19 protein-coding genes are annotated in these 18,177 nt (G+C 57.0%); 6 read left to right on the plus strand and 13 right to left on the minus strand.

Annotation, left to right across the window (positions count from 1 at the left end):
* Nucleotides 1–280: 280 nt before the first annotated feature.
* Nucleotides 281–1,210, minus strand: coding sequence for a class I fructose-bisphosphate aldolase (locus tag AABB29_RS13940; protein ID WP_341366335.1), 930 nt, complete (start codon nucleotides 1,208–1,210; stop codon nucleotides 281–283).
* Nucleotides 1,211–1,394: 184 nt separating this feature from the next.
* Nucleotides 1,395–2,570: a phosphoglycerate kinase gene (gene pgk, locus AABB29_RS13945; protein ID WP_341366334.1), complete on the minus strand. Its 1,176-nt coding sequence runs from the start codon at nucleotides 2,568–2,570 to the stop codon at nucleotides 1,395–1,397.
* Between the two features lie 131 nt (nucleotides 2,571–2,701).
* On the opposite strand from pgk, the gene AABB29_RS13950 reads away from it, so the two are divergent.
* On the plus strand, nucleotides 2,702–3,208 hold the full coding sequence (locus AABB29_RS13950; protein ID WP_341366333.1) for a peptidylprolyl isomerase: 507 nt from the start codon (nucleotides 2,702–2,704) through the stop codon (nucleotides 3,206–3,208).
* Entirely contained in the window at nucleotides 3,201–3,746 is a 546-nt protein-coding gene (locus tag AABB29_RS13955) for a peptidylprolyl isomerase (RefSeq protein ID WP_341366332.1), read from the plus strand. Before AABB29_RS13950 ends, AABB29_RS13955 begins: the two co-directional genes overlap by 8 nt.
* A gap of 74 nt (nucleotides 3,747–3,820) precedes the next feature.
* Here the strand turns inward: AABB29_RS13955 and AABB29_RS13960 are convergent, their stop codons facing one another.
* Complete coding sequence (locus AABB29_RS13960; RefSeq protein WP_341366331.1) at nucleotides 3,821–5,236, minus strand: protein adenylyltransferase SelO family protein; 1,416 nt, start codon at nucleotides 5,234–5,236, stop codon at nucleotides 3,821–3,823.
* The gene (locus AABB29_RS13965) at nucleotides 5,236–6,177 is read right to left on the minus strand and encodes a nucleoside hydrolase (protein ID WP_341366330.1); all 942 of its coding nucleotides are present in this window, start codon (nucleotides 6,175–6,177) and stop codon (nucleotides 5,236–5,238) included. Before AABB29_RS13965 ends, AABB29_RS13960 begins: the two co-directional genes overlap by 1 nt.
* A gap of 356 nt (nucleotides 6,178–6,533) precedes the next feature.
* On the opposite strand from AABB29_RS13965, the gene AABB29_RS13970 reads away from it, so the two are divergent.
* Entirely contained in the window at nucleotides 6,534–6,776 is a 243-nt protein-coding gene (locus AABB29_RS13970; protein ID WP_341366329.1) for a hypothetical protein, read from the plus strand.
* 222 nt (nucleotides 6,777–6,998) lie between these two features.
* On the opposite strand, the gene ilvN is transcribed toward AABB29_RS13970, so the two are convergent.
* The 7 genes from ilvN to AABB29_RS14005 form a co-directional block, all read right to left on the minus strand.
* Complete coding sequence (ilvN, locus tag AABB29_RS13975) at nucleotides 6,999–7,565, minus strand: acetolactate synthase small subunit (protein WP_341366328.1); 567 nt, start codon at nucleotides 7,563–7,565, stop codon at nucleotides 6,999–7,001.
* Nucleotides 7,566–7,641: 76 nt separating this feature from the next.
* Nucleotides 7,642–8,046, minus strand: a complete 405-nt coding sequence (locus tag AABB29_RS13980) for a hypothetical protein (protein WP_341366327.1) — start codon at nucleotides 8,044–8,046, stop codon at nucleotides 7,642–7,644.
* Nucleotides 8,047–8,048: 2 nt separating this feature from the next.
* Nucleotides 8,049–9,803, minus strand: a complete 1,755-nt coding sequence (locus AABB29_RS13985; RefSeq protein WP_341366326.1) for an acetolactate synthase 3 large subunit — start codon at nucleotides 9,801–9,803, stop codon at nucleotides 8,049–8,051.
* A gap of 271 nt (nucleotides 9,804–10,074) precedes the next feature.
* The gene (locus AABB29_RS13990; protein WP_341366325.1) at nucleotides 10,075–10,701 is read right to left on the minus strand and encodes a hypothetical protein; all 627 of its coding nucleotides are present in this window, start codon (nucleotides 10,699–10,701) and stop codon (nucleotides 10,075–10,077) included.
* 257 nt (nucleotides 10,702–10,958) lie between these two features.
* A complete protein-coding gene (yghU, locus tag AABB29_RS13995; protein WP_341366324.1) occupies nucleotides 10,959–11,834 on the minus strand; it encodes a glutathione-dependent disulfide-bond oxidoreductase in 876 nt (291 codons plus the stop codon).
* Between the two features lie 95 nt (nucleotides 11,835–11,929).
* Complete coding sequence (locus AABB29_RS14000) at nucleotides 11,930–12,781, minus strand: polysaccharide deacetylase family protein (protein ID WP_373636580.1); 852 nt, start codon at nucleotides 12,779–12,781, stop codon at nucleotides 11,930–11,932.
* A gap of 8 nt (nucleotides 12,782–12,789) precedes the next feature.
* Nucleotides 12,790–13,596 (minus strand): arginyltransferase, encoded by an 807-nt coding sequence (locus tag AABB29_RS14005; RefSeq protein WP_341366322.1) that lies wholly within the window; start codon nucleotides 13,594–13,596, stop codon nucleotides 12,790–12,792.
* Nucleotides 13,597–13,701: 105 nt separating this feature from the next.
* Between AABB29_RS14005 and AABB29_RS14010 the strand changes: the two genes are divergently transcribed.
* Nucleotides 13,702–13,929, plus strand: a complete 228-nt coding sequence (locus AABB29_RS14010) for a hypothetical protein (protein ID WP_341366321.1) — start codon at nucleotides 13,702–13,704, stop codon at nucleotides 13,927–13,929.
* Nucleotides 13,930–14,033: 104 nt separating this feature from the next.
* Here AABB29_RS14010 and AABB29_RS14015 read toward each other — a convergent pair whose 3' ends face one another.
* Entirely contained in the window at nucleotides 14,034–14,468 is a 435-nt protein-coding gene (locus AABB29_RS14015; RefSeq protein ID WP_341366320.1) for a DUF2852 domain-containing protein, read from the minus strand.
* Nucleotides 14,469–14,576: 108 nt separating this feature from the next.
* Nucleotides 14,577–15,056, minus strand: a complete 480-nt coding sequence (locus AABB29_RS14020) for a YbaK/EbsC family protein (protein ID WP_341366319.1) — start codon at nucleotides 15,054–15,056, stop codon at nucleotides 14,577–14,579.
* Between the two features lie 81 nt (nucleotides 15,057–15,137).
* Here AABB29_RS14020 and AABB29_RS14025 point away from each other — a divergent pair, with 81 nt between their 5' ends.
* Both AABB29_RS14025 and AABB29_RS14030 read left to right on the plus strand, forming a co-directional pair.
* On the plus strand, nucleotides 15,138–17,903 hold the full coding sequence (locus tag AABB29_RS14025; RefSeq protein WP_341369087.1) for a glutamine-synthetase adenylyltransferase: 2,766 nt from the start codon (nucleotides 15,138–15,140) through the stop codon (nucleotides 17,901–17,903).
* Nucleotides 17,900–18,166 (plus strand): hypothetical protein, encoded by a 267-nt coding sequence (locus AABB29_RS14030; RefSeq protein WP_341366318.1) that lies wholly within the window; start codon nucleotides 17,900–17,902, stop codon nucleotides 18,164–18,166. The genes AABB29_RS14025 and AABB29_RS14030 overlap by 4 nt, the downstream gene beginning before the upstream one ends.
* Nucleotides 18,167–18,177: the final 11 nt, after the last annotated feature.

Below are 18,177 nucleotides of genomic sequence, written 5' to 3' on the forward strand. Positions count from 1 at the left end.
GTTGTAAATTGATGTTGGCAAAACCAATCTTGATCTGCGGTTTGATAAGCCTCGCCGCTACATCTTATGCTGAAGACAGTTCTTTTGACCCGGTTCCTCATGCCCAGGATATTCCCCGAAAGTGCTTTCTCTTTGAAAATGGAGACCCGCAAAATGGGCTCTTGGAGATATCCTGCGAAGCGATGGACACAATGCGGGAAGAGGAACAAATCTGCTTTGTTGTCAGGCGTGAAGGTGGCTTTCGCACCTTCCGCCAACTGTCATGTTCCGGTTAGCGGCGTTATGCCTTTCCGCGATAAATCTCAACCAGTTGCGCCAACATCGACAGCGCGTCAGCACGGTCGCGTTGGAACGAGTTGCGCCCGATGATCGAGCCATTCCCGTCGCCATCGCGGATAGCCCGCGCATCATCGTAAACCGCATCAGCACCTTTGGCGGCACCGCCGGAAAACACGATAAGACGACGACCGCCAAGCGCGCTTTCAACACAGTGCCGGACCCGGGCGGCTTGTGTGGCAATGTCGATCTTTCGCTCTTCATAAACAGTTTTGGCGGCAGGCAGGCTCAGATGATCGGTGCTGAGCTTGATCTTGATGATATGGGCACCCAATAGCGCCGCGATTTGCGCGGCATAGGCGGCAATATCAATTGCAGTCTCACCGTCTTTATCCAGGGCTTCACCACGTGGATATGACCAGATGACCGTTGCAATCCCCTTTGCGGCGGCCTCTTTGCGCATCTCTGCAATGTCCGAAAACATGTTCAGTGCGGCAGAAGAGCCAGGATAAATCGTAAAACCAATGGCCGCGCAGCCCAGGCGCAATGCATCATCGACGGACGCTGTGATTGCCTGTGTTTTGGGGGCGGCATTCGGGATTAGGGAGTTTGCCGAATTGACCTTCAGGATGGTTGGGATTTGCCCGGCAAAGGTATCGGCGCCAGCCTCAATCATGCCCAAGGGGGCGGCATAGGCGTTCAGGCCCGCATCGATCGCCAGCTTATAGTGGTAATGGGGATCATAGGCTGCAGGATTGGGCGCGAATGACCGGGCAGGGCCATGCTCAAACCCCTGATCGACGGGCAGGATGATCATCTTGCCTGTGCCGCCCAGCTTTCCGGCCATCAGGATACGGGCCAGATTGGCTTTGACGCCGGGCGTCTCCCCCTCGTAATTGCGCAGGATTTTTTGGACAATCTTGGTCGTTTTCATGGCGGGCCTTTCTGGAATACCAGTTGGGATTTTCTTCCCGATAGGCCCGCCAAAAACGGGTTGCAATGCTGTTAGCGCAACCGGTTTCGATGTTAACGCAAACAGTCGAAAGTTATTTCTGCCTCAGATACCTAGCGGGCAAATCAGAGGCATTTTCTGGCAGTGTCGCTTGCTGGCCCGGGCCCTAGCCCAATGCCGCAACGCCGGGCAGTTCTTTACCTTCCATCCATTCCAAAAAGGCACCGCCCGCCGTTGAAATATAGCTAAAGCTCTCGGAGGCTCCTGCTTGGTTCAACGCGGCCACCGTGTCGCCCCCGCCCGCAACCGACACCAGCTTGCCCGCCGCTGACAATTCTGCGGCTTCCTTGGCGGCCGCATTGGTGGCCGCATCAAAGGGGGCGATCTCAAAGGCACCCAAGGGGCCGTTCCAGACCAATGTCTTGGCAGCTGCCAGTGTTTTGCTGATATGGGCGACGGTGGCAGGGCCTGCATCCAATATCATAGCATCGGCTGGACACGCATCTGCCGCGACGGTTTCATTGTCGGCACCCGCTTTGAATTCGCGCGCGACGACAATATCCGTAGGCAGAATAATCTCGCATCCGGCAGCGTCGGCTTTGCCCAGAATGTCGCGGGCGGTATCGGCCAGATCATGCTCGCAAAGCGATTTGCCCACATCGATCCCCTGGGCGGCTAAGAATGTGTTGGCCATGCCGCCGCCAATGACCAGATGATCGACCTTGCCAACCAGATTGCCCAGCAGATCCAGCTTGGTCGACACTTTGGCGCCGCCCACAACGGCGACCACGGGGCGTTCTGGCGTGCCAAGCGCCTTTTCAAGCGCGCTTAGCTCTTCGGCCATCAGGCGGCCCGCACAGGCTGGCAGCAGATGGGCAATCGCCTCTGTGCTCGCGTGGGCACGGTGCGCGGCTGAAAAGGCATCGTTGACATAAATATCAGCAAGGCTCGCCAGACGTTTGGCAAATTCCGGATCGTTCTTTTCTTCCCCAGGGTTGAAGCGCAGATTTTCAAGCAAGAGCACCTCATCATCCCGCATTTCAGCAACCGCATCGCCATAATCGGAGTTAACCCACGTCACAGGCAGACCCAGCGCATCGGCAACGGCAGGGGCGATGATCTCAAGCGACATCTCCGGCACGACCTGCCCCTTGGGGCGGCCAAAATGGGCCATCAGGATCACCTTGCCGCCTTTGGCGCGGATGTAGTCCACGGTGGGCAGAATGCGGTCTATGCGGGTTGTGTCGGTCACAACACCGTTTTCGACAGGAACATTGATGTCGACCCGGACCAACGCGCGTTTACCTGCAAAATCCATGTCATCGATTGTTTTCCAAGCCATCTGACGCTCCTGTGTGCTGTTTGATTTGGCGCTTTGTTGCGGCAATGCGTTGCCCGCGTCAACCAGACCCGCTTGGCAATTGGCTCTGCGCACCATATGTCAGTGCGCAAATACCAATGAAGGAGCGCCCAATGGCCGATATCAAAGACCCCGAGAACACGATTATCATGACACTCAAAGGCGGCGATGTCGTTATTGAGCTTTTGCCAGATGTGGCCCCGCAGCACACCGCGCGGATGAAGGAACTGGCCCGCGCAGGCGCTTACGACAATGTTTGCTTTCACCGCGTAATCGATGGGTTTATGGCGCAGACTGGCGATGTGGCCAACGGGAACATGGAAAAAGACTTTAACTTGGGACGTGCGGGCACTGGCGGCTCTGACAAGCCTGACCTGCCTGCAGAATTTTCCAAAGTCCCCCACGCGCGCGGCTCTTTAGGGGCAGCACGGTCGCAAAACCCGGACTCGGCCAACAGCCAGTTTTTTATCAACTTCTCGGATAATGATTTCCTGAACGGACAATATACGGTCTATGGCCAGGTTATCTCTGGGATGGAACATGTCGACGCGATCAACCGGGGTGAGCCACCAATGAACCCTGACCGGATGATCAGCGTAAAGGTTGCAGCTGATGTATAAGCTGGCAACCGCACTGGCGTTTCTGGCTGCACCTGCTTTCGCAGATGGGCTGGAAATCGATGTTGAGGGCGAGGCCAACGGGACCATCGTCATCGACTTGTTTGAAGAGACAGCGCCGCTTCATGCGGCACAGATCACAGCAATTGCCGCGGCTGGGGATTATGACGGGGTTGTCTTTCACCGCGTCATCGACGGTTTTATGGCGCAAACGGGTGACGTTCAGAACGGCATCATGGGAAGCGATCTGTCCCGTGCGGGCACAGGTGGCTCTGACCTTCCGGATATCCAGGCAGAGTTTTCCGATCTTCCTTTTGATCGCGGCGTTGTTGGTATGGCGCGCTCGCAGAACCCCAATTCCGCCAATAGCCAGTTCTTCATTATGTTTGAGCCGGGGTATTTCCTGAATGGACAATATACCGTGGTTGGCGCTGTGACATCAGGCATGGATGTCGTTGACGCGATCAAGCGCGGCACCGGTCAAAATGGCGCCGTTATCGGCCAGCCCGATATGATGGCCACCGTACGCGTAACCGAATAGTAATAACGCCCCGCGTCCTTTGCACAGCGCAAAGGGCGCGGGGCACCCTGATCCTTCCCTTTTTGAAAATCAGATCACGTGCCGCAGAAGGTCCGGGTGACGCGTTCGTCATCCCTTGGCGGGCGGGCATAGGGCGCGGTATCATCTGTCAGCGCAGCGAAGGGGTGGCTCACGGCATCCAACATCGCTTCAAAGGGGGCAAAGTCACCGTCGCGACCGGCCGTAATGATCTCTTCTACCCGATGATTGCGGGGGATGATCTTTGGATTGGCAGCGGTCATAATCTGCGCGGTATCGGGTGATTTGCGCTGTTCCCATCGTTCCTGCCATGCAGCAAATGCCACGCGATCCGTAAACTGATCCTGCGCGGCGGAGCTATTCAGATTAGCAAAAGTATTTGTGAAATCGGCACCATCCTGGGCCATCAGACCCAGCAGATCACCGATCAATGCGCGATCCTCGTGGGTTGGATGTTCAATCCCAATTTTCGCGGCAAATACAGATAGCCAAGCCTGCTCAAACATATCGGGCATCTGGTTGATCGTGGCGGTGAAGGCTTCGATGGCCTGATCTTGGTCGGGCATCAGCGGGACCAACGCCGTTGCGAATTGGGCCATGTTCCACGTGCCGATTGCGGGCTGGTTTGCATAGGCATAGCGGCCCTGCTGGTCGATGGCGCTGAAAACTGTATGCGGATGGTACACATCCATAAAGGCGCAGGGCCCGTAATCAATGGTCTCGCCAGCGACCGAGACATTGTCGGTATTCATCACCCCATGAATGAATCCAACGCCCATCCATTGGGCGATCAGCGAAGCATAGCGTGCGATGACCTGATCCAGCAAATCGGCGGGGCCTTTTGCCTGCGGATAGTGACGGGCAATCACGTGATCGGTGAGGGCTTTGAGCGCCACGATATCGCCGCGCGCTGCGAAATATTGAAATGTACCAACGCGGATATGGCTTTGGGCGACACGGGTGATGATCGCGCCTGGCAGGATTTCTTCGCGCAGGACCGGCTCACCGGTGGTGACGGCGGCCAGGGCCCGGGTTGTGGGGATGCCAAGGGCATGCATGGCCTCGCTGACCAGATATTCACGCATCACCGGGCCCAGCCAGGCACGGCCATCGCCATTGCGTGAATAAGGTGTCGGGCCGGATCCTTTCAGCTGAATATCACGGCGCAGACCGTCATTGCCGACCACCTCGCCGAGCAGGATGGCGCGGCCATCGCCCAATTGCGGGTTCCAGTGACCAAATTGATGACCGGCATAGACCTGGGCCAAGGGGTCAGCCCCGTCTGGAATGGCATTGCCAGCAAAATAGCGCAGCGCTGTGGGGGCGTTCAGATCATCTGGATCGATCCCCAACATTTGGGCAAGGTCAGGGTTCGTTGCGATGATCTTTGGATCTTTGACGGGCGTGGGCGGCAGGGCCGTATACATCTGTGACGGCAGGTCTTTATAGCTGTTGTCAAAGGGGATGTGCATCAGAGCCGGGCCAGCCGCTCTGCCAGCAAACCGTAAAACCCTTCAGCATCAATATCCCGCATAAACATCGCATTGGCGGGGCGATCCGTCACGCGCCACCAATCAGCAACGGTCATTCCGACAGTCAGAGGCGAGGTCGTTTCAATCTCAACATTGATATGACGTCCCTGAAAAAGCGTGGGCGCAATCAAATAGGCGATTGTACACGGATCATGCAGCGGGGCGCCCTCTGATCCGTATTTTTCCATATCGAAGCGTTCAAAAAAGTCGGTCCATCCGGCCACGGTATCCCCGACCTTGGTGCCAAGCGCGCGGAAGGCCGCGATGCGCGGCGGGGTGGTTAGGGCCTGATGGGTGACATCAAGGGGCATCACCGTCAGCGGAACGCCTGCGCCAAATACGATTTCGGCGGCTTCGGGATCGACATAAATATTGAACTCGGCCGTGGGGGTAATATTGCCCACTTCAAAATACGCGCCGCCCATCAGCACAATTTCCTGTATGCGCGGGATAATGTCAGGGGCGCGCTGCATCGCTGTGGCAATGTTGGTCAGCGGACCAATCGGGCAGAGGGTTACCGTGCCGCTGGGCTCATTACGCAGGGTCTCGATGATGAAATCGACGCCATGTTGTTGCTGTAGATCCATACGCGGGTCGGGCAAATCAGCGCCATCAAGGCCTGTTTTGCCATGGACATGCTCTGCCGTGACCAGATCGCGCTGCAGCGGCTTATCGCAACCAGCAAAGACCTTGATATCCGTCCAGCCTGCCAATTCGCAGACGATCCGGGCGTTCTTGTGGCCCAGCGGCAGGGGCACATTGCCCGCGACGGCGGTGATGCCCATCAGATCGATCTCTTCAGGTGACGCCAGAGCGAGAAGGATGGCGACGGCGTCGTCTTGACCGGGGTCGGTGTCTATTATGATCTTGCGGGGGGGCATTGGGAATCCTTGTTGCGTTACGGCCAATGTGGGCAGGCTTGCAGCCGGGGGCAAGCGCTCAGACGCGATCTGCCGGATAAATTCCTGCCCTTTGGTGTTGGGCGCGGTCAAAACAAAGGGAACACTGCCCTGAGCCAATCTTTGCCCACTGGCGCAGGGGGGGATAGGACAAGACTTGCCACTTGGCCTGATCGTTCAAATGCTAAGCATGCTTTTGCGCATCAGTTGCGCAAAATCGGGCGCATCGATGCCGTTTTTCATTTATTTTTATCAGCTCCATGGAAAGGACAGGGCAGGGCGCACATGTAGGCGGAGAAGGCAAAAGCCTTCTTCATGTCCTAAATAGGAGAACGAAAATGACACGTACAACCAAGCTGATTGCACCTTTCACTGTTCTGACTGTGCTGGCTGTTCCAGCTTTCGCACAGGATGCCGCGATCGATATCAACGGCGACGGAATGTACAGCTTTCCTGAAGTTCAGGCCGTAATGCCTGAGATGACTGAGGACGACTTTACAGCACTTGACGTCTCAGGCGATGGCCTGCTGGACGCTGATGAAATTGAAGCAGCAACTGCAAACGGTTTGCTGCCTTCCTAAGGCGTTTTCCGAAAACCGGCTAAGCGCATTGATGCTTGGGGACGCCTAAGCATATCGAAACAAAGCGTTTTGGCCTTTTCGGTGATCGTATGACAGCCTTGTGTGGCCGGTTATCAGCCCTCTGATCACCGGCCACCAGCGCCCCTCGCGCGGCCCCAATCCGCAGCGAGGGGTTGCAAGAGCGTCTGGCCGACTCCTCCCTTTCGGCCGGGCGCTTTTGATTTAGGCAGAGGCCCCGCGCGACAAAGCGGCAACGCCGGTACGCGCGATTTCCTCTAATCCCAATGGTTGCATAAGTTCAGCGAAGGCGTCAATTTTTTCTGACGTTCCAGTGATCTCAAACACAAATGATTCCAACGTGCTGTCGACAACATTGGCCCGGAAAATATCCGCCAGGCGGACTGCCTCGATGCGGTGTTCGCCTTGCCCCACAACTTTAAAGAGTGCCAGCTCGCGTTCAACCGATGGCCCTTCGACGGTCAGGTCATTGACCTTATGGACATCCACGATCCGCCCCAGCTGAGCCTTGATCTGCGTGATGATCTGCGGCGTTCCGGTCGTGACGATTGTGATGCGGCTGCGGTGGCCCAGGTGATCCACCTCGGCCACGGTTAGGCTGTCGATGTTATAACCGCGCCCGGAAAATAACCCGATGACACGGGCCAGAACCCCCGGTTCATTTTCGACAAGAATGGCCAGCGTGTGCTGTTCCTCCCGGTCCGAAAAGGTGGGGCGGAGTTCGTAGGCTGAATGGCTGGTTGAGCCTTTTTTGATCTTAAGCGGTGACATGGGATGCCCCTTAATTCTTGTATATGTTTTGTGTACAGAAGCTGTACAGATGGCGTATGTACGTTAGGCCGGATGACTATGCTTCTTCGATCTTTATGTTGTCGATGTCGTCAGCTCTATTGAGTATGTCCATGATCTGATCCTTCAGCAAAACTATCTTGGGGAGAGCGTGATATTTCTTGAACCATCTTCGAACATAAGATGATTTGGGAATGAACTGGATCAAATGATCTTCGCCCTCGTAATTTTGGCACCCAAATCCGAGCTTGTAGGGCTCATCATGTTTGATTTGATGATACCAACCCCAATCCTCAGCGCACCGAAATGTTACGTCAACGCCGACTTTCTCTAGTTCGGCCACGAGGTAATCACTCAACTCTCTTCCGAAAATCCCGCCATTGATATATTCGTCGCTTTGATCGTCCAGCTCTCCGGGTGTTGGTTGAAACCTCGCCGACCGGAATGTGATAATTTGATCCATCGTTAGACCAACACCGCACCGCCCGCCTGAATGGCGTTTGCCGTATCGGCATCTGCGCCCAGCAGCATTTCGTTATGTGCCTTGCCTGAAGGGATCATCGGGAAGCAGTTTTCGTGCTTTTCGACCAGACAATCGAACAGGACCGGCCCGTCGTGGGTGATCATCTCCATGATTGCATCATCCAGCGTGTCAGGGTCGTGGCATTGGATGCCCTTGGCCCCAAAAGCCTCGGCCAGTTTGACGAAATCGGGCAGGCTTTCGGACCAGCTGGAAGAGTAGCGTTCCCCGTGCAGCAGTTCCTGCCATTGCCGCACCATGCCCAAGCGTTCGTTGTTCAGGATGAACTGTTTGACGGGCAGGCGGTACTGCATTGCCGTGCCCAGTTCCTGCATGTTCATCAGCCACGAGGCCTCTCCCGCGACGTTGATCACCAGCGCATCGGGATGCCCCATTTGCACGCCGATAGAGGCGGGGAAGCCGTAGCCCATGGTCCCGAGCCCACCGGAGGTCATCCAGCGGTTGGGGTCTTCAAACCCCAGATATTGCGCGGCCCACATTTGGTGCTGGCCCACTTCGGTGCAGATGTAGCGGTCGTGCTTTTTGGTCAGTTCCTCAAGCCGCTGCAAAGCATATTGCGGTTTGATGATCTTGCCTTCCTGTTTGTAGGACAGGCAATCGACCTTTTTCCAATCGTTGATCTGGTGCCACCATTGGCCGACGGCCTCTTTATCGGTTTTGCGGCCGCGGGATTTCCAGACGTTCAGCAAGTCCTCGAGCACATGGGCCACGTCGCCCAGAATCGGGATATCGACCTTGATCACCTTGTTGATCGAAGACGGATCGATATCGATATGCGCCTTGGTCGAGTTCGGGCTGAACGCATCCAGCCGCCCGGTGATCCGGTCGTCAAACCGCGCGCCGATGTTGATCATCAGATCGCAGTCATGCATGGCCATATTCGCCTCGTACAGCCCGTGCATGCCCAGCATGCCGATCCAATTGTCGCCAGAGGCCGGATAGCAGCCCAGCCCCATCAGGGTTGAGGTGATCGGAAAGCCGGTGGCGGCCACCAGTTCGCGCAGCAATTGCGACGCGGCGGGCCCTGAGTTGATCACGCCGCCGCCTGTATAGAAGATCGGCTTTTTCGCCGTTTCCATGGCTTTGGCCAGTTCTGTGATCATCTCTATGTCGCCTTTGACCGGCGGGTTGTAATGGGTTTCGACATCGCGCGCCTGCGTGTAAGTGCCCGTGGCGAACTGCACGTCCTTGGGAATGTCGATAACCACGGGGCCAGGGCGGCCAGATGTGGCGATATGGAACGCCTCATGCAGGGTGGGGGCCAGCTTGTCGGTTTCCTTGACCAGCCAGTTATGTTTGGTGCAGGGGCGGGTGATGCCAACGGTGTCGGCCTCTTGGAATGCGTCCGAGCCGATCATGAATGTGGGCACCTGACCGGTCAGCACGATGATCGGGATGCTGTCCATCAGCGCATCGGTCAGCCCGGTGACCGCATTGGTTGCCCCGGGGCCGGATGTTACCAGTGCAACGCCGGGTTTGCCGGTTGCCCGGGCGTATCCTTCGGCGGCATGCACCGCGCCTTGTTCGTGGCGCACCAAAACGTGCTGGATGTGGTTTTGCTGAAAGATCTCGTCATAGATCGGTAGGACGGCGCCACCGGGATATCCAAAGACGACGTCCACGCCCTGATCGATCAGAGCTTGCACCACCATTTTTGCGCCCGTCATGGCATTTGTCATTTTACTCGCGTCCTTCGCGTTTCAGGTTGCATCAGTCACAAAAAAACCCCCGAGGATGTCGGGGGCGCATGGGATCGTTATGGTCTTACCGTTACCGGCCCATGCGCGTTTCATCCACAATTAGTACGACGTTTTTCATCAGAGTTCCTTTGCTGCGAGTGACAGTAATGGGCGGTCTTGCAGGGGTCAACCGCCCAAATGCAGAAAATGTCGTCTTGAGGCTGCTTTTTGCAACTTTATTTCCGAGTGCGCGGTTCGGATACCGCGCGATTCAGATACGCCCGTGTCGGTAAAATCGGTTCCGCCAAAGGCTGGCGATTTCACTGCCAAAGAGGATGAGATGCGCAAGCAGCATGATTACTGCCAAAACCATCGCATAGACGATCAGGATTTGGATCATCGGCACCTGAAAGTTCAGTTGCGGGACATTGGCGATCACTAACGGCCCGTACCAGGACACAAATGAGATCATACCGGTGGTCACAAACCACAGTTTTTTGCCCAGCGGGACCCCTTCAAGCATGCGCCGCCCGATTTGCCCGCTCATGAATGGCAGGACGGTTTTATGTATGAACGCCCCGTTGATCGTCAGGATGCCGACGATCACCATCTTGGCCCAGACCTTTTCATTGCCCAGTTTCACCGGTTCATACATCCAGTAATACCACAGGAACCCAAAGCCGGTCAGCCATAGCAGCTTTAGTCCGATGGAGACCAGGCTTGAGAGAAATTCAAAGACCTCGACGCTTTGCGCGGTCATCGCCCGGCCGATGAAGAAACGTATGATCATCAGGTCCAGCAGGGTGGCGGCCCCAAGCCCCAATGTGATCCCGATAAAGTGGAAAATCCGCAATACCGCCCGCATCATTTGTTCAGGTTCGCTGGTCAGGGCGGTCATTATTTCGGTCATTTGCATGCGCCGGTCTCACTATCGTTGGACCCGCCCCACACGGATCAGTCTTCGTCCTGCAGCTTATTCGGAGTGGACTGAATAGCTGCGTCACATGTCTATTGGACGCAGCGGGCAAATTGTCGCAACAGATTAACCAAGTCATTGAGATTATCGGCGAATTCGCGCCAGTGGCTGTGCGAATTTAGGGGCAATCCGAGGCGTTCAACCCAGGATTGCCGGTTTTTTGAGCGCGGAATGTAAGGTTACGTATCGTCACCTGCCGGTTTGATCTTGTCCCAGGTTCGCGAGTCGAAATCGCTGGCTGCGTGCCGTTCGCGCAATTGCTCGGCCTCGTCGCCCCATGCCCGGTTCACCATTTTGCCCCGTTGATAGGCGGGCCGTGACATGACCGCGTCTGCCCATCTGTTCACATGGGTGTAGGAGTCCACATCGAGGAATGTCGCTGCATCATAAAGCAGCCCCTTGACCAAGGCGCCGTACCAGGGTGCGGTCGCCATATCGGCGATAGAATAATCGTCACCGCCCAAATAAGGCGCCTCGGCCAGCCGTCTGTCGAGCACGTCAAGTTGCCGCTTGGCCTCCATCGCGAAACGGTTGATCGGGTATTCGAATTTCTCGGGCGCATAGGCGTAGAAATGGCCGAAGCCCCCGCCCAGATAGGGCGCGCTGCCTTGCAGCCAGAAAAGCCAGTTGAGCGTTTCCGTCCGCGCTTGGCCGCCTGATGGCAGGAAGGCCCCGAATTTTTCCGCAAGGTAGAGCAAGATCGCCCCGCTTTCGAACACCCGTGATCCGGTGTCGTGATCCATCAGCGCAGGGATCTTGGAGTTCGGGTTGATGTCCACAAAGCCGCTGCCGAATTGATCACCTTCCTGGATATTGATCAGCCAGGCGTCATATTCGGCGTCATGCCCAGCCGCGAGCAGTTCTTCGAGCATCACAGTCACTTTGACCCCATTGGGCGTTGCAAGTGAATATAGCTGCAAAGGATGTGCGCCTTTGGGCAACTCTTTGTCATGGGTTGGTCCGGCGATGGGCCGGTTGATGCTGGCAAACTTACCGCCGCTTTCGGCGTCCCAGGTCCAAACTTTGGGCGGGGTATATTCAGGATTGTCCGTCATCGGCTGCTCCGGTTTTGTGAATTGCGTTGTTGTCTATGTAGGCAGGCGGGCCATAGCGGCAAGCGTCTGGCATCTGGTTTGAATTTGTTGTGATGTCAGTCGCTTTGCTGCCCCATGACCCGTTCGATCTGCGATAGCCCGCGCGCGCCTGCGTACAGATCAGGTGCGCTGTAAAGCGGGTCGGTCAAAGCCTCTTGCACGGTAATGAAGACCCAGCCGTTATCGGCATACCAATCCAGCAGGGTCCCTAAATGGTCTGCGTTGATCTGATTGAGATGCAACAGCAGAATATGTTTGACGTCCCGGCCAAGCGCTTGATGGCCCAAGGCCTGGAAATGGGCGGTGCGTTCGCGCATATGCTCGAGATAGTCCTCCGCAATCGCCTGGGCGAGATCGGTGTCGCCCGCGGTCAGCGCGTCTACGTAATCTGCGTTGAACCGCCACTCATCATTGTCGATGGTCACGGGGACATTGGTGTAGCCAAGCGCCGCCAGCACCTCTTCGGCGGCCTGTTTCGTCTGTGGTGTTTCACCTTCGTGCAGATAGGGAAACCGGTAGAGCAGGGGCGTGTCGATCCATGGCGCCAAGGCCCGGTGCGTGCGCCGGGTTTCGCGCCGAAAGGCCCGGCGTGTCAGTTCATCGTAGCTGGGATGGGACCAGCTGTGATTGCCGATGCGATGCCCTGCCGCCGCAAAGCTATTCAGGATGGGCGCGGTATTGCGATTGATCTGATTGCCGATCACAAATCCGGTGGCGCGGATATCATGCGCCGCCAAGGCTGCGTTGATTGCGTTGACTTGTACAAGCCCCTGTTCGGACGTCGTGCCGCCGTAGCGCACAAAGGGCAGATCATCGATGGTCACCGCAATTTCGCGGGTTTGGGCGGAAGCCGCGCTAATGCTAATGATGAAAATGGCTGTCAGGCTTGCGAGCCATTTAGGGATCATGTCGGCCCCTAGCTGCGCCCGTCAGGCAGGTTGATCCGGGCCACCTGTTCGGCGATCGGATCGGTTGAAAGCGGGTGCACATCGGCATCATAGGCGCTGGGGTCGCCAAGGGGATTCCAAGCGCCGTTGCGGTAGACCTCAAGCCCTTTGAACTTGGCTTTGTAATCCATCTTGGGGCTGCCGGGCACCCAATAGCCTAAATAGACGTAAGGCAGGTCCAATTCCTGCGCAATCGCGATGTGATCGAGGATGATATACGTCCCCAGCGATAGCCGTTCGAGCGTTGGTTCAAAGAAGGAATAAACCATCGACAAGCCATCATCGAGGATGTCGGTCAGGCAGACGGCACGTAATGCTGCCCCTTCGTTATATTCGATCAGGCGCGAGCGGATGGGCGTTTCTTCGACCATGGCGGCAAATTCGAACATATCCATGTCCGCCATACCCCCGGTTGCGTGCCGCCCGTCCAGATATTCACGAAACAGCGCATATTGCTCTTCGGTGGCCCAAGGCGAGGTTGCGCGCCGCGCTAAATGGCCAGCCCGTTTCAAAATGCGCCGCTGGCTGCGCCCGGGGCTGAATTTCGACACGTCGATCCGGGCGGACATACAGGCCGAGCATTCCGCGCAAGATGGCCGATAAAGGACATTTTGCGAGCGTCGAAACCCTTGCTTGGACAGCGCATCATTCAATTTTGTCGCCATGTCGCCCTGCAGGGCCGTGAACAGTTTACGCTCCATCCGCCCCTCAAGATAAGGGCATGGTTGCGGTGCAGTTACATAGAACTGCGGTGCAATAGGAAGCGTGTGGCGCATCGAATAATCCGTTTGGTTTGGTTGAGCTTAGCAATGCAAACCCGGCTCGCCAAGCCCCAGCTTTAACCCAGAGTTAACGTAGAAAGGGACGATTTGATACAATCTATGGCTGTGCTGCGCTTTGGTCTTGCTAATTGGATGCCGGTTGCATGCCGTTTGAAACTGCGGGAGTTTGCAGCGATGCGACATAAACTTGTCATTACGCCTGATACTGGTTCCCATGTGGCCATGCATCGCTCGCTCAATCAATGCAGCGGCAGTATCGGAGATGTGATGATGCTAGGTGGATGTCATGACAGCGTCTGTGGTTCAGCGATGCCGATGATCGTCTGACGACTGTTTAATTGTCGGCAAATGGTTGATCAGGTGGCCTGTGGGGAACCGGTCACCTGATCGGGCAGGGCGTTTGGCGTGCCCTTACGGGCTGCCAGATTGCGTTACGCCGCTGCGTTGCTTGGATCAGTGTCGTCTTGATCGTTGCGGTTGGCCCGCTCGTTCATGAACTGATCAAACTCTGCCTTGTCTTTGGCTTCGCGCAGGCGTTCCAGGAAGGCTTCGAACTTGTCCTGCTCTTCCTCCAGGCGGCGCAGCGTTTCAACCTTATAGGCGTCAAAGGCGCTGTTCCCGGATGTTTTGGACATATGGCGCGTCCGGCTGCGGGTCATGGCGGTGCAGGAAGAATTGAACATGCGTTTGCTCCAGATCATATAAGCGAGAAGGGCAAGGCCGACGGGCCAGACGAAGATGAAGCCCAGGACCATGGCGGCAATCCATGCGCCTTTGCCGCGCTCATCAAGCCATGCCTCGGCACGGCCGAAAAATCCGGGGCGGGTCTCAAAGGCCATTGGGGAATGGGACGTGGCGGTGTTCATTTTGGGCTCCTTATCTGTTTGTCAAAAATTATGTGAATGCTTTTCACATTAACAGATATCGGAACATTGGGCCGCTCCTTCAAGGCATAATGTAAATGTTTTTTACATTTATTTTGAAAGTCGCGTAAAATCAGATACTTGCGCGCCTGATATTGCCAGTAATTTATCGGGTGCAATCGGGAAAATATGCCGCGGTGTGCCTGCTGCCGCGAAGATTTCATCAAATTCCAGCAGCCGTGGATCGATAAAGGCCCGGATCGGATTAAGGTGCCCGACAGGGGACACCCCGCCAATCGCAAATCCGGTTTGCGCCCGGATCAGGGCCGCATCAGCCTTGCCCAGGGGTTCACCCGCAACGGTGCTGGCTTTGTCGCTATCCACCTGATTGCCGCCTGCTGTGATAAACAGGATCGCTTGGCCGCTGCTTTGCCCCGCGAAAATCACCGATTTGGCGATTTGGTCCAGCGCGCAGCCAGCCGCATCGGCCGCTTGTTGTGCTGTGCGCGTCTCGGCCTCCATTTCCAGCGGCGTGATATTCAGCCCCGCCTCCGCCAGTGCTTTGCTGACCCGTTTTAGACTTTTGCTCATGACGATGCCTTTTGGTTTTGCCGCAGCCTACACGGCGCTGGGCGATTGACCAGACCGCAAGAGCCGATCACATTGCGATCTATGAATTTTGCCTCTGCCATGACCCGTTGTCCCCGGCCTTATGACCCTGATCGCGGGCAGGATGTTTTGCAATCTGTGCCTGCGTTGCAGGGCGATCTTGCGGCATTGATCACCGGTACGGCGGGATGTAGCCCTTATCTGGCGGGTCTTATTCAGGCCGAGGCCGCGTGGCTGCCCGGTGCGCTGGATGATCCGATTGCCGCCGTTTCCACCGTTTTGCGCGATCTGCCGCAGATTGCGCCTGATGCTTTGCCGCAAGAGCTGCGACAGGCCAAGCGCCGTATCGCGTTGATCACAGCCCTTGCTGATCTGGGCGGCGTTTGGCCGCTGGAGCAGGTCACACAAATCCTGACCGATTTTGCCGATGCGGCGGTCCAAAGCAGCTTGTCAGCCTTGGTCGCGGCTGAGGTCGCGCGTGGCAAGCTGCCGCCCAGCGATGATCCGCAAGATTGCGGCGGTATGGTTGTGCTGGCCATGGGCAAGATGGGCGCGGGCGAGCTGAATTATTCATCCGACATCGATCTGATTTGTCTTTTCGACGAAACCCGTTTTGACCCCGATGATTATCACGATATACGTGCCGCCTTTATCCGTGCGACCCGCCGCATGGCCAGCATGCTGTCCGATGTCACAAAGGGCGGCTATGTGTTTCGGACCGATCTGCGCTTGCGCCCTGATGCCTCAGTCACGCCTGTTTGTCTGTCGATGGAAGCGGCCGAGCGTTACTATGAAAGTGTTGGCCGCACATGGGAACGGGCTGCTTATATCAAGGCGCGGGCCTGCGCGGGTGATTTGGCGGCAGGCGCGCGTTTTTTGGAAACGCTGTCCCCTTTTGTTTGGCGCAAGCATCTGGACTTTGCCGCGATCCAAGATGCCCATGACATGCGTCTGAAGATCCGCCATCACAAGGGTCTGGGCGGTCCGTTGACCTTGGAAGGTCACAATATGAAGCTGGGGCGCGGCGGCATTCGCGAGATTGAGTTCTTTACCCAGACCCGCCAGTTGATCGCTGGCGGCCGTGATCCCAGCCTGCGCGTGCGCACCACCAAAGAGGGGCTGTCCCGCGTCGCCGCAGCAGGCTGGGTGCCTGAAGATGTGGCTGCAACGCTTTATGATCACTATGTTTTTCATCGTGAGATTGAGCATCGTGTCCAGATGGTCAACGACGCCCAGACCCATGATCTGCCCCAAGATGAGGCCGGTTTTGACCGTTTGGCGGCGTTTATGGGCCTGGAACGTGCAACGCTTTGTTCTGATTTGACGGCCCGCCTAACGGGTGTGCATGAACTGACCGAAGGCTTCTTTGCCCCTGAACCTGCAGAACCCATCCCGACCGCTTGGGGTGCTGATGTGATTGCCCGTTGGCACAGTTACCCCGCCTTGCGATCGGCCCGCGCAACTGAGATTTTTGACCGGTTGACCCCCGAAATCATGACCCGCCTGCAAGAGGCCGCCCGCCCGGATGAGGCGTTGGCCCAGTTCGACCAGTTTCTGTCGGGCCTGCCTGCGGGTGTGCAGCTGTTTTCCTTGTTTGAGGCAAACCCGCAGTTGACCCAGCTGATCGTCGATATTGCCGCGACGGCCCCGGCGCTATCGCAATATCTGTCGCGCAACGCAGGCGTGCTGGACGCGGTTCTGGGCGGTACCTTCTTTGCCGATTGGCCGGGCCTGCCGGTTTTGACGGAAGCAATACAGGCCGCACTCGATCCGCTGGACGATTATGAGGATAAGCTGGTCGCCGCCCGCCGCTGGGCCAAAGAATGGCATTTCCGCATTGGTGTGCATCATCTGCGCGGTCTGATCTCGGCCGAGGATGCGGGCGCGCAATATGCGCAATTGGCCGAGGCTGTACTTGTAGGCGTTTGGCCTGTTGTCGTGCATGAATTTGCCCGCAAACATGGGCCGATGCCGGGGCGCGGCGGTGTTATCTTAGGCATGGGGTCGTTGGGTGCAGGCCGTTTGAACGCGGGATCGGATCTTGATCTGATCATGGTGTATGACGCAGCGGGTATCGAGAGCTCTGACGGGCGCCGCCCCCTTGCGACCCGGCCTTATTTCGCCCGGTTGACCCAGGCATTGGTCACAGCCCTGAGCGCCCCAATGTCAGAGGGCCGCCTGTATGAGGTCGACATGCGCTTGCGCCCATCCGGGCGTCAGGGTCCTGTCGCCACCTCCTTTGACGCTTTCCGCGATTATCAACAAAATCAGGCCTGGACCTGGGAACATCTGGCCCTGACGCGTGGCCGCTCTATTGCGGGTGATGCGACATTGATGGATGAGATTGAGCAGTTTCGGCAGACGCTGCTGGCCAGCAAATCAGATGGCGCCACGATCTTGGCCGATGTTGCTGATATGCGTGCCCGTCTGGCCGATGCAAAACCGGCGCAAGGCCCGTGGGATGCCAAAACGGGGCCAGGCCGTTTGCAGGATATTGAGCTTTTGGCCCAAACTGCCGCCCTGCGCGCATGTACGCCCGCCCGCGACGCGGCTGCGCAGATCGCAGCCGGTCGCGCGGCCGGCTGGCTGACGCCCGACGATGCTGACACTTTGACCGATGCCGCTGATTTGCTTTGGAAAATGCAGGCTGCAACCAGCCTTCTGACCGGCGCGACGCTTGATCCCGATGCTGTGGGCGAGGGGGGCAGACGTTTTATCTTGCGTGAGACAGGCGCGCATGATTTGCAAGACCTGCGCGCGCGATTGGAGCACGCGCACGGGGCGGCTGATGGCATTATCGCGAAAATGTTGAAAGGGCAGATATCATGACCGACATGCATGACCCCAAAGGGCTGATCCGAGAATCCTTTCGGATGGAGGGGATCACCGCGCCTGAATGTCGGACGATCTTTCTGGATTGGGCGTTGGGGCTGCCCCAAACGGCTGATACCGGGGCTGCGGTGACGGCGCTTCTGGCTGCTTATGCGGATCAACCTGCCGATCACCCGATGCTTGCCACGCTCCGTGCCGCACTTACCGATACGGCCCCCGCCAAACGGCGCGGCGGCCGGAAGGGACGAATGCAGGCCTGACAGGGTCCTGA

Origin of the sequence: Yoonia sp. BS5-3 (genome assembly GCF_038069655.2) — a bacterium.
Taxonomy (GTDB): Bacteria; Pseudomonadota; Alphaproteobacteria; order Rhodobacterales; family Rhodobacteraceae; genus Yoonia; species Yoonia phaeophyticola.

Excerpts from the sequence above, each read along its gene's own strand:
- pgk (WP_341366334.1), bottom strand. The coding sequence starts at position 2,570 with ATGGCTTGGAAAACAATCGATGACATGGATTTTGCAGGTAAACGCGCG.
- yghU (WP_341366324.1), bottom strand. The coding sequence starts at position 11,834 with ATGACGGACAATCCTGAATATACCCCGCCCAAAGTTTGGACCTGGGAC.
- AABB29_RS13940 (WP_341366335.1), bottom strand. The coding sequence starts at position 1,210 with ATGAAAACGACCAAGATTGTCCAAAAAATCCTGCGCAATTACGAGGGG.
- AABB29_RS14025 (WP_341369087.1), top strand. The coding sequence starts at position 15,138 with ATGAATTTTGCCTCTGCCATGACCCGTTGTCCCCGGCCTTATGACCCT.
- AABB29_RS14020 (WP_341366319.1), bottom strand. The coding sequence starts at position 15,056 with ATGAGCAAAAGTCTAAAACGGGTCAGCAAAGCACTGGCGGAGGCGGGG.
- ilvN (WP_341366328.1), bottom strand. The coding sequence starts at position 7,565 with ATGTCACCGCTTAAGATCAAAAAAGGCTCAACCAGCCATTCAGCCTAC.
- AABB29_RS14030 (WP_341366318.1), top strand. The coding sequence starts at position 17,900 with ATGACCGACATGCATGACCCCAAAGGGCTGATCCGAGAATCCTTTCGG.
- AABB29_RS13985 (WP_341366326.1), bottom strand. The coding sequence starts at position 9,803 with ATGACAAATGCCATGACGGGCGCAAAAATGGTGGTGCAAGCTCTGATC.
- AABB29_RS13950 (WP_341366333.1), top strand. The coding sequence starts at position 2,702 with ATGGCCGATATCAAAGACCCCGAGAACACGATTATCATGACACTCAAA.
- AABB29_RS14000 (WP_373636580.1), bottom strand. The coding sequence starts at position 12,781 with ATGATCCCTAAATGGCTCGCAAGCCTGACAGCCATTTTCATCATTAGC.
- AABB29_RS14005 (WP_341366322.1), bottom strand. The coding sequence starts at position 13,596 with ATGCGCCACACGCTTCCTATTGCACCGCAGTTCTATGTAACTGCACCG.
- AABB29_RS13990 (WP_341366325.1), bottom strand. The coding sequence starts at position 10,701 with ATGACCGCCCTGACCAGCGAACCTGAACAAATGATGCGGGCGGTATTG.
- AABB29_RS13960 (WP_341366331.1), bottom strand. The coding sequence starts at position 5,236 with ATGCACATCCCCTTTGACAACAGCTATAAAGACCTGCCGTCACAGATG.
- AABB29_RS13955 (WP_341366332.1), top strand. The coding sequence starts at position 3,201 with ATGTATAAGCTGGCAACCGCACTGGCGTTTCTGGCTGCACCTGCTTTC.
- AABB29_RS14015 (WP_341366320.1), bottom strand. The coding sequence starts at position 14,468 with ATGAACACCGCCACGTCCCATTCCCCAATGGCCTTTGAGACCCGCCCC.
- AABB29_RS14010 (WP_341366321.1), top strand. The coding sequence starts at position 13,702 with ATGGCTGTGCTGCGCTTTGGTCTTGCTAATTGGATGCCGGTTGCATGC.
- AABB29_RS13980 (WP_341366327.1), bottom strand. The coding sequence starts at position 8,046 with ATGGATCAAATTATCACATTCCGGTCGGCGAGGTTTCAACCAACACCC.
- AABB29_RS13965 (WP_341366330.1), bottom strand. The coding sequence starts at position 6,177 with ATGCCCCCCCGCAAGATCATAATAGACACCGACCCCGGTCAAGACGAC.
- AABB29_RS13970 (WP_341366329.1), top strand. The coding sequence starts at position 6,534 with ATGACACGTACAACCAAGCTGATTGCACCTTTCACTGTTCTGACTGTG.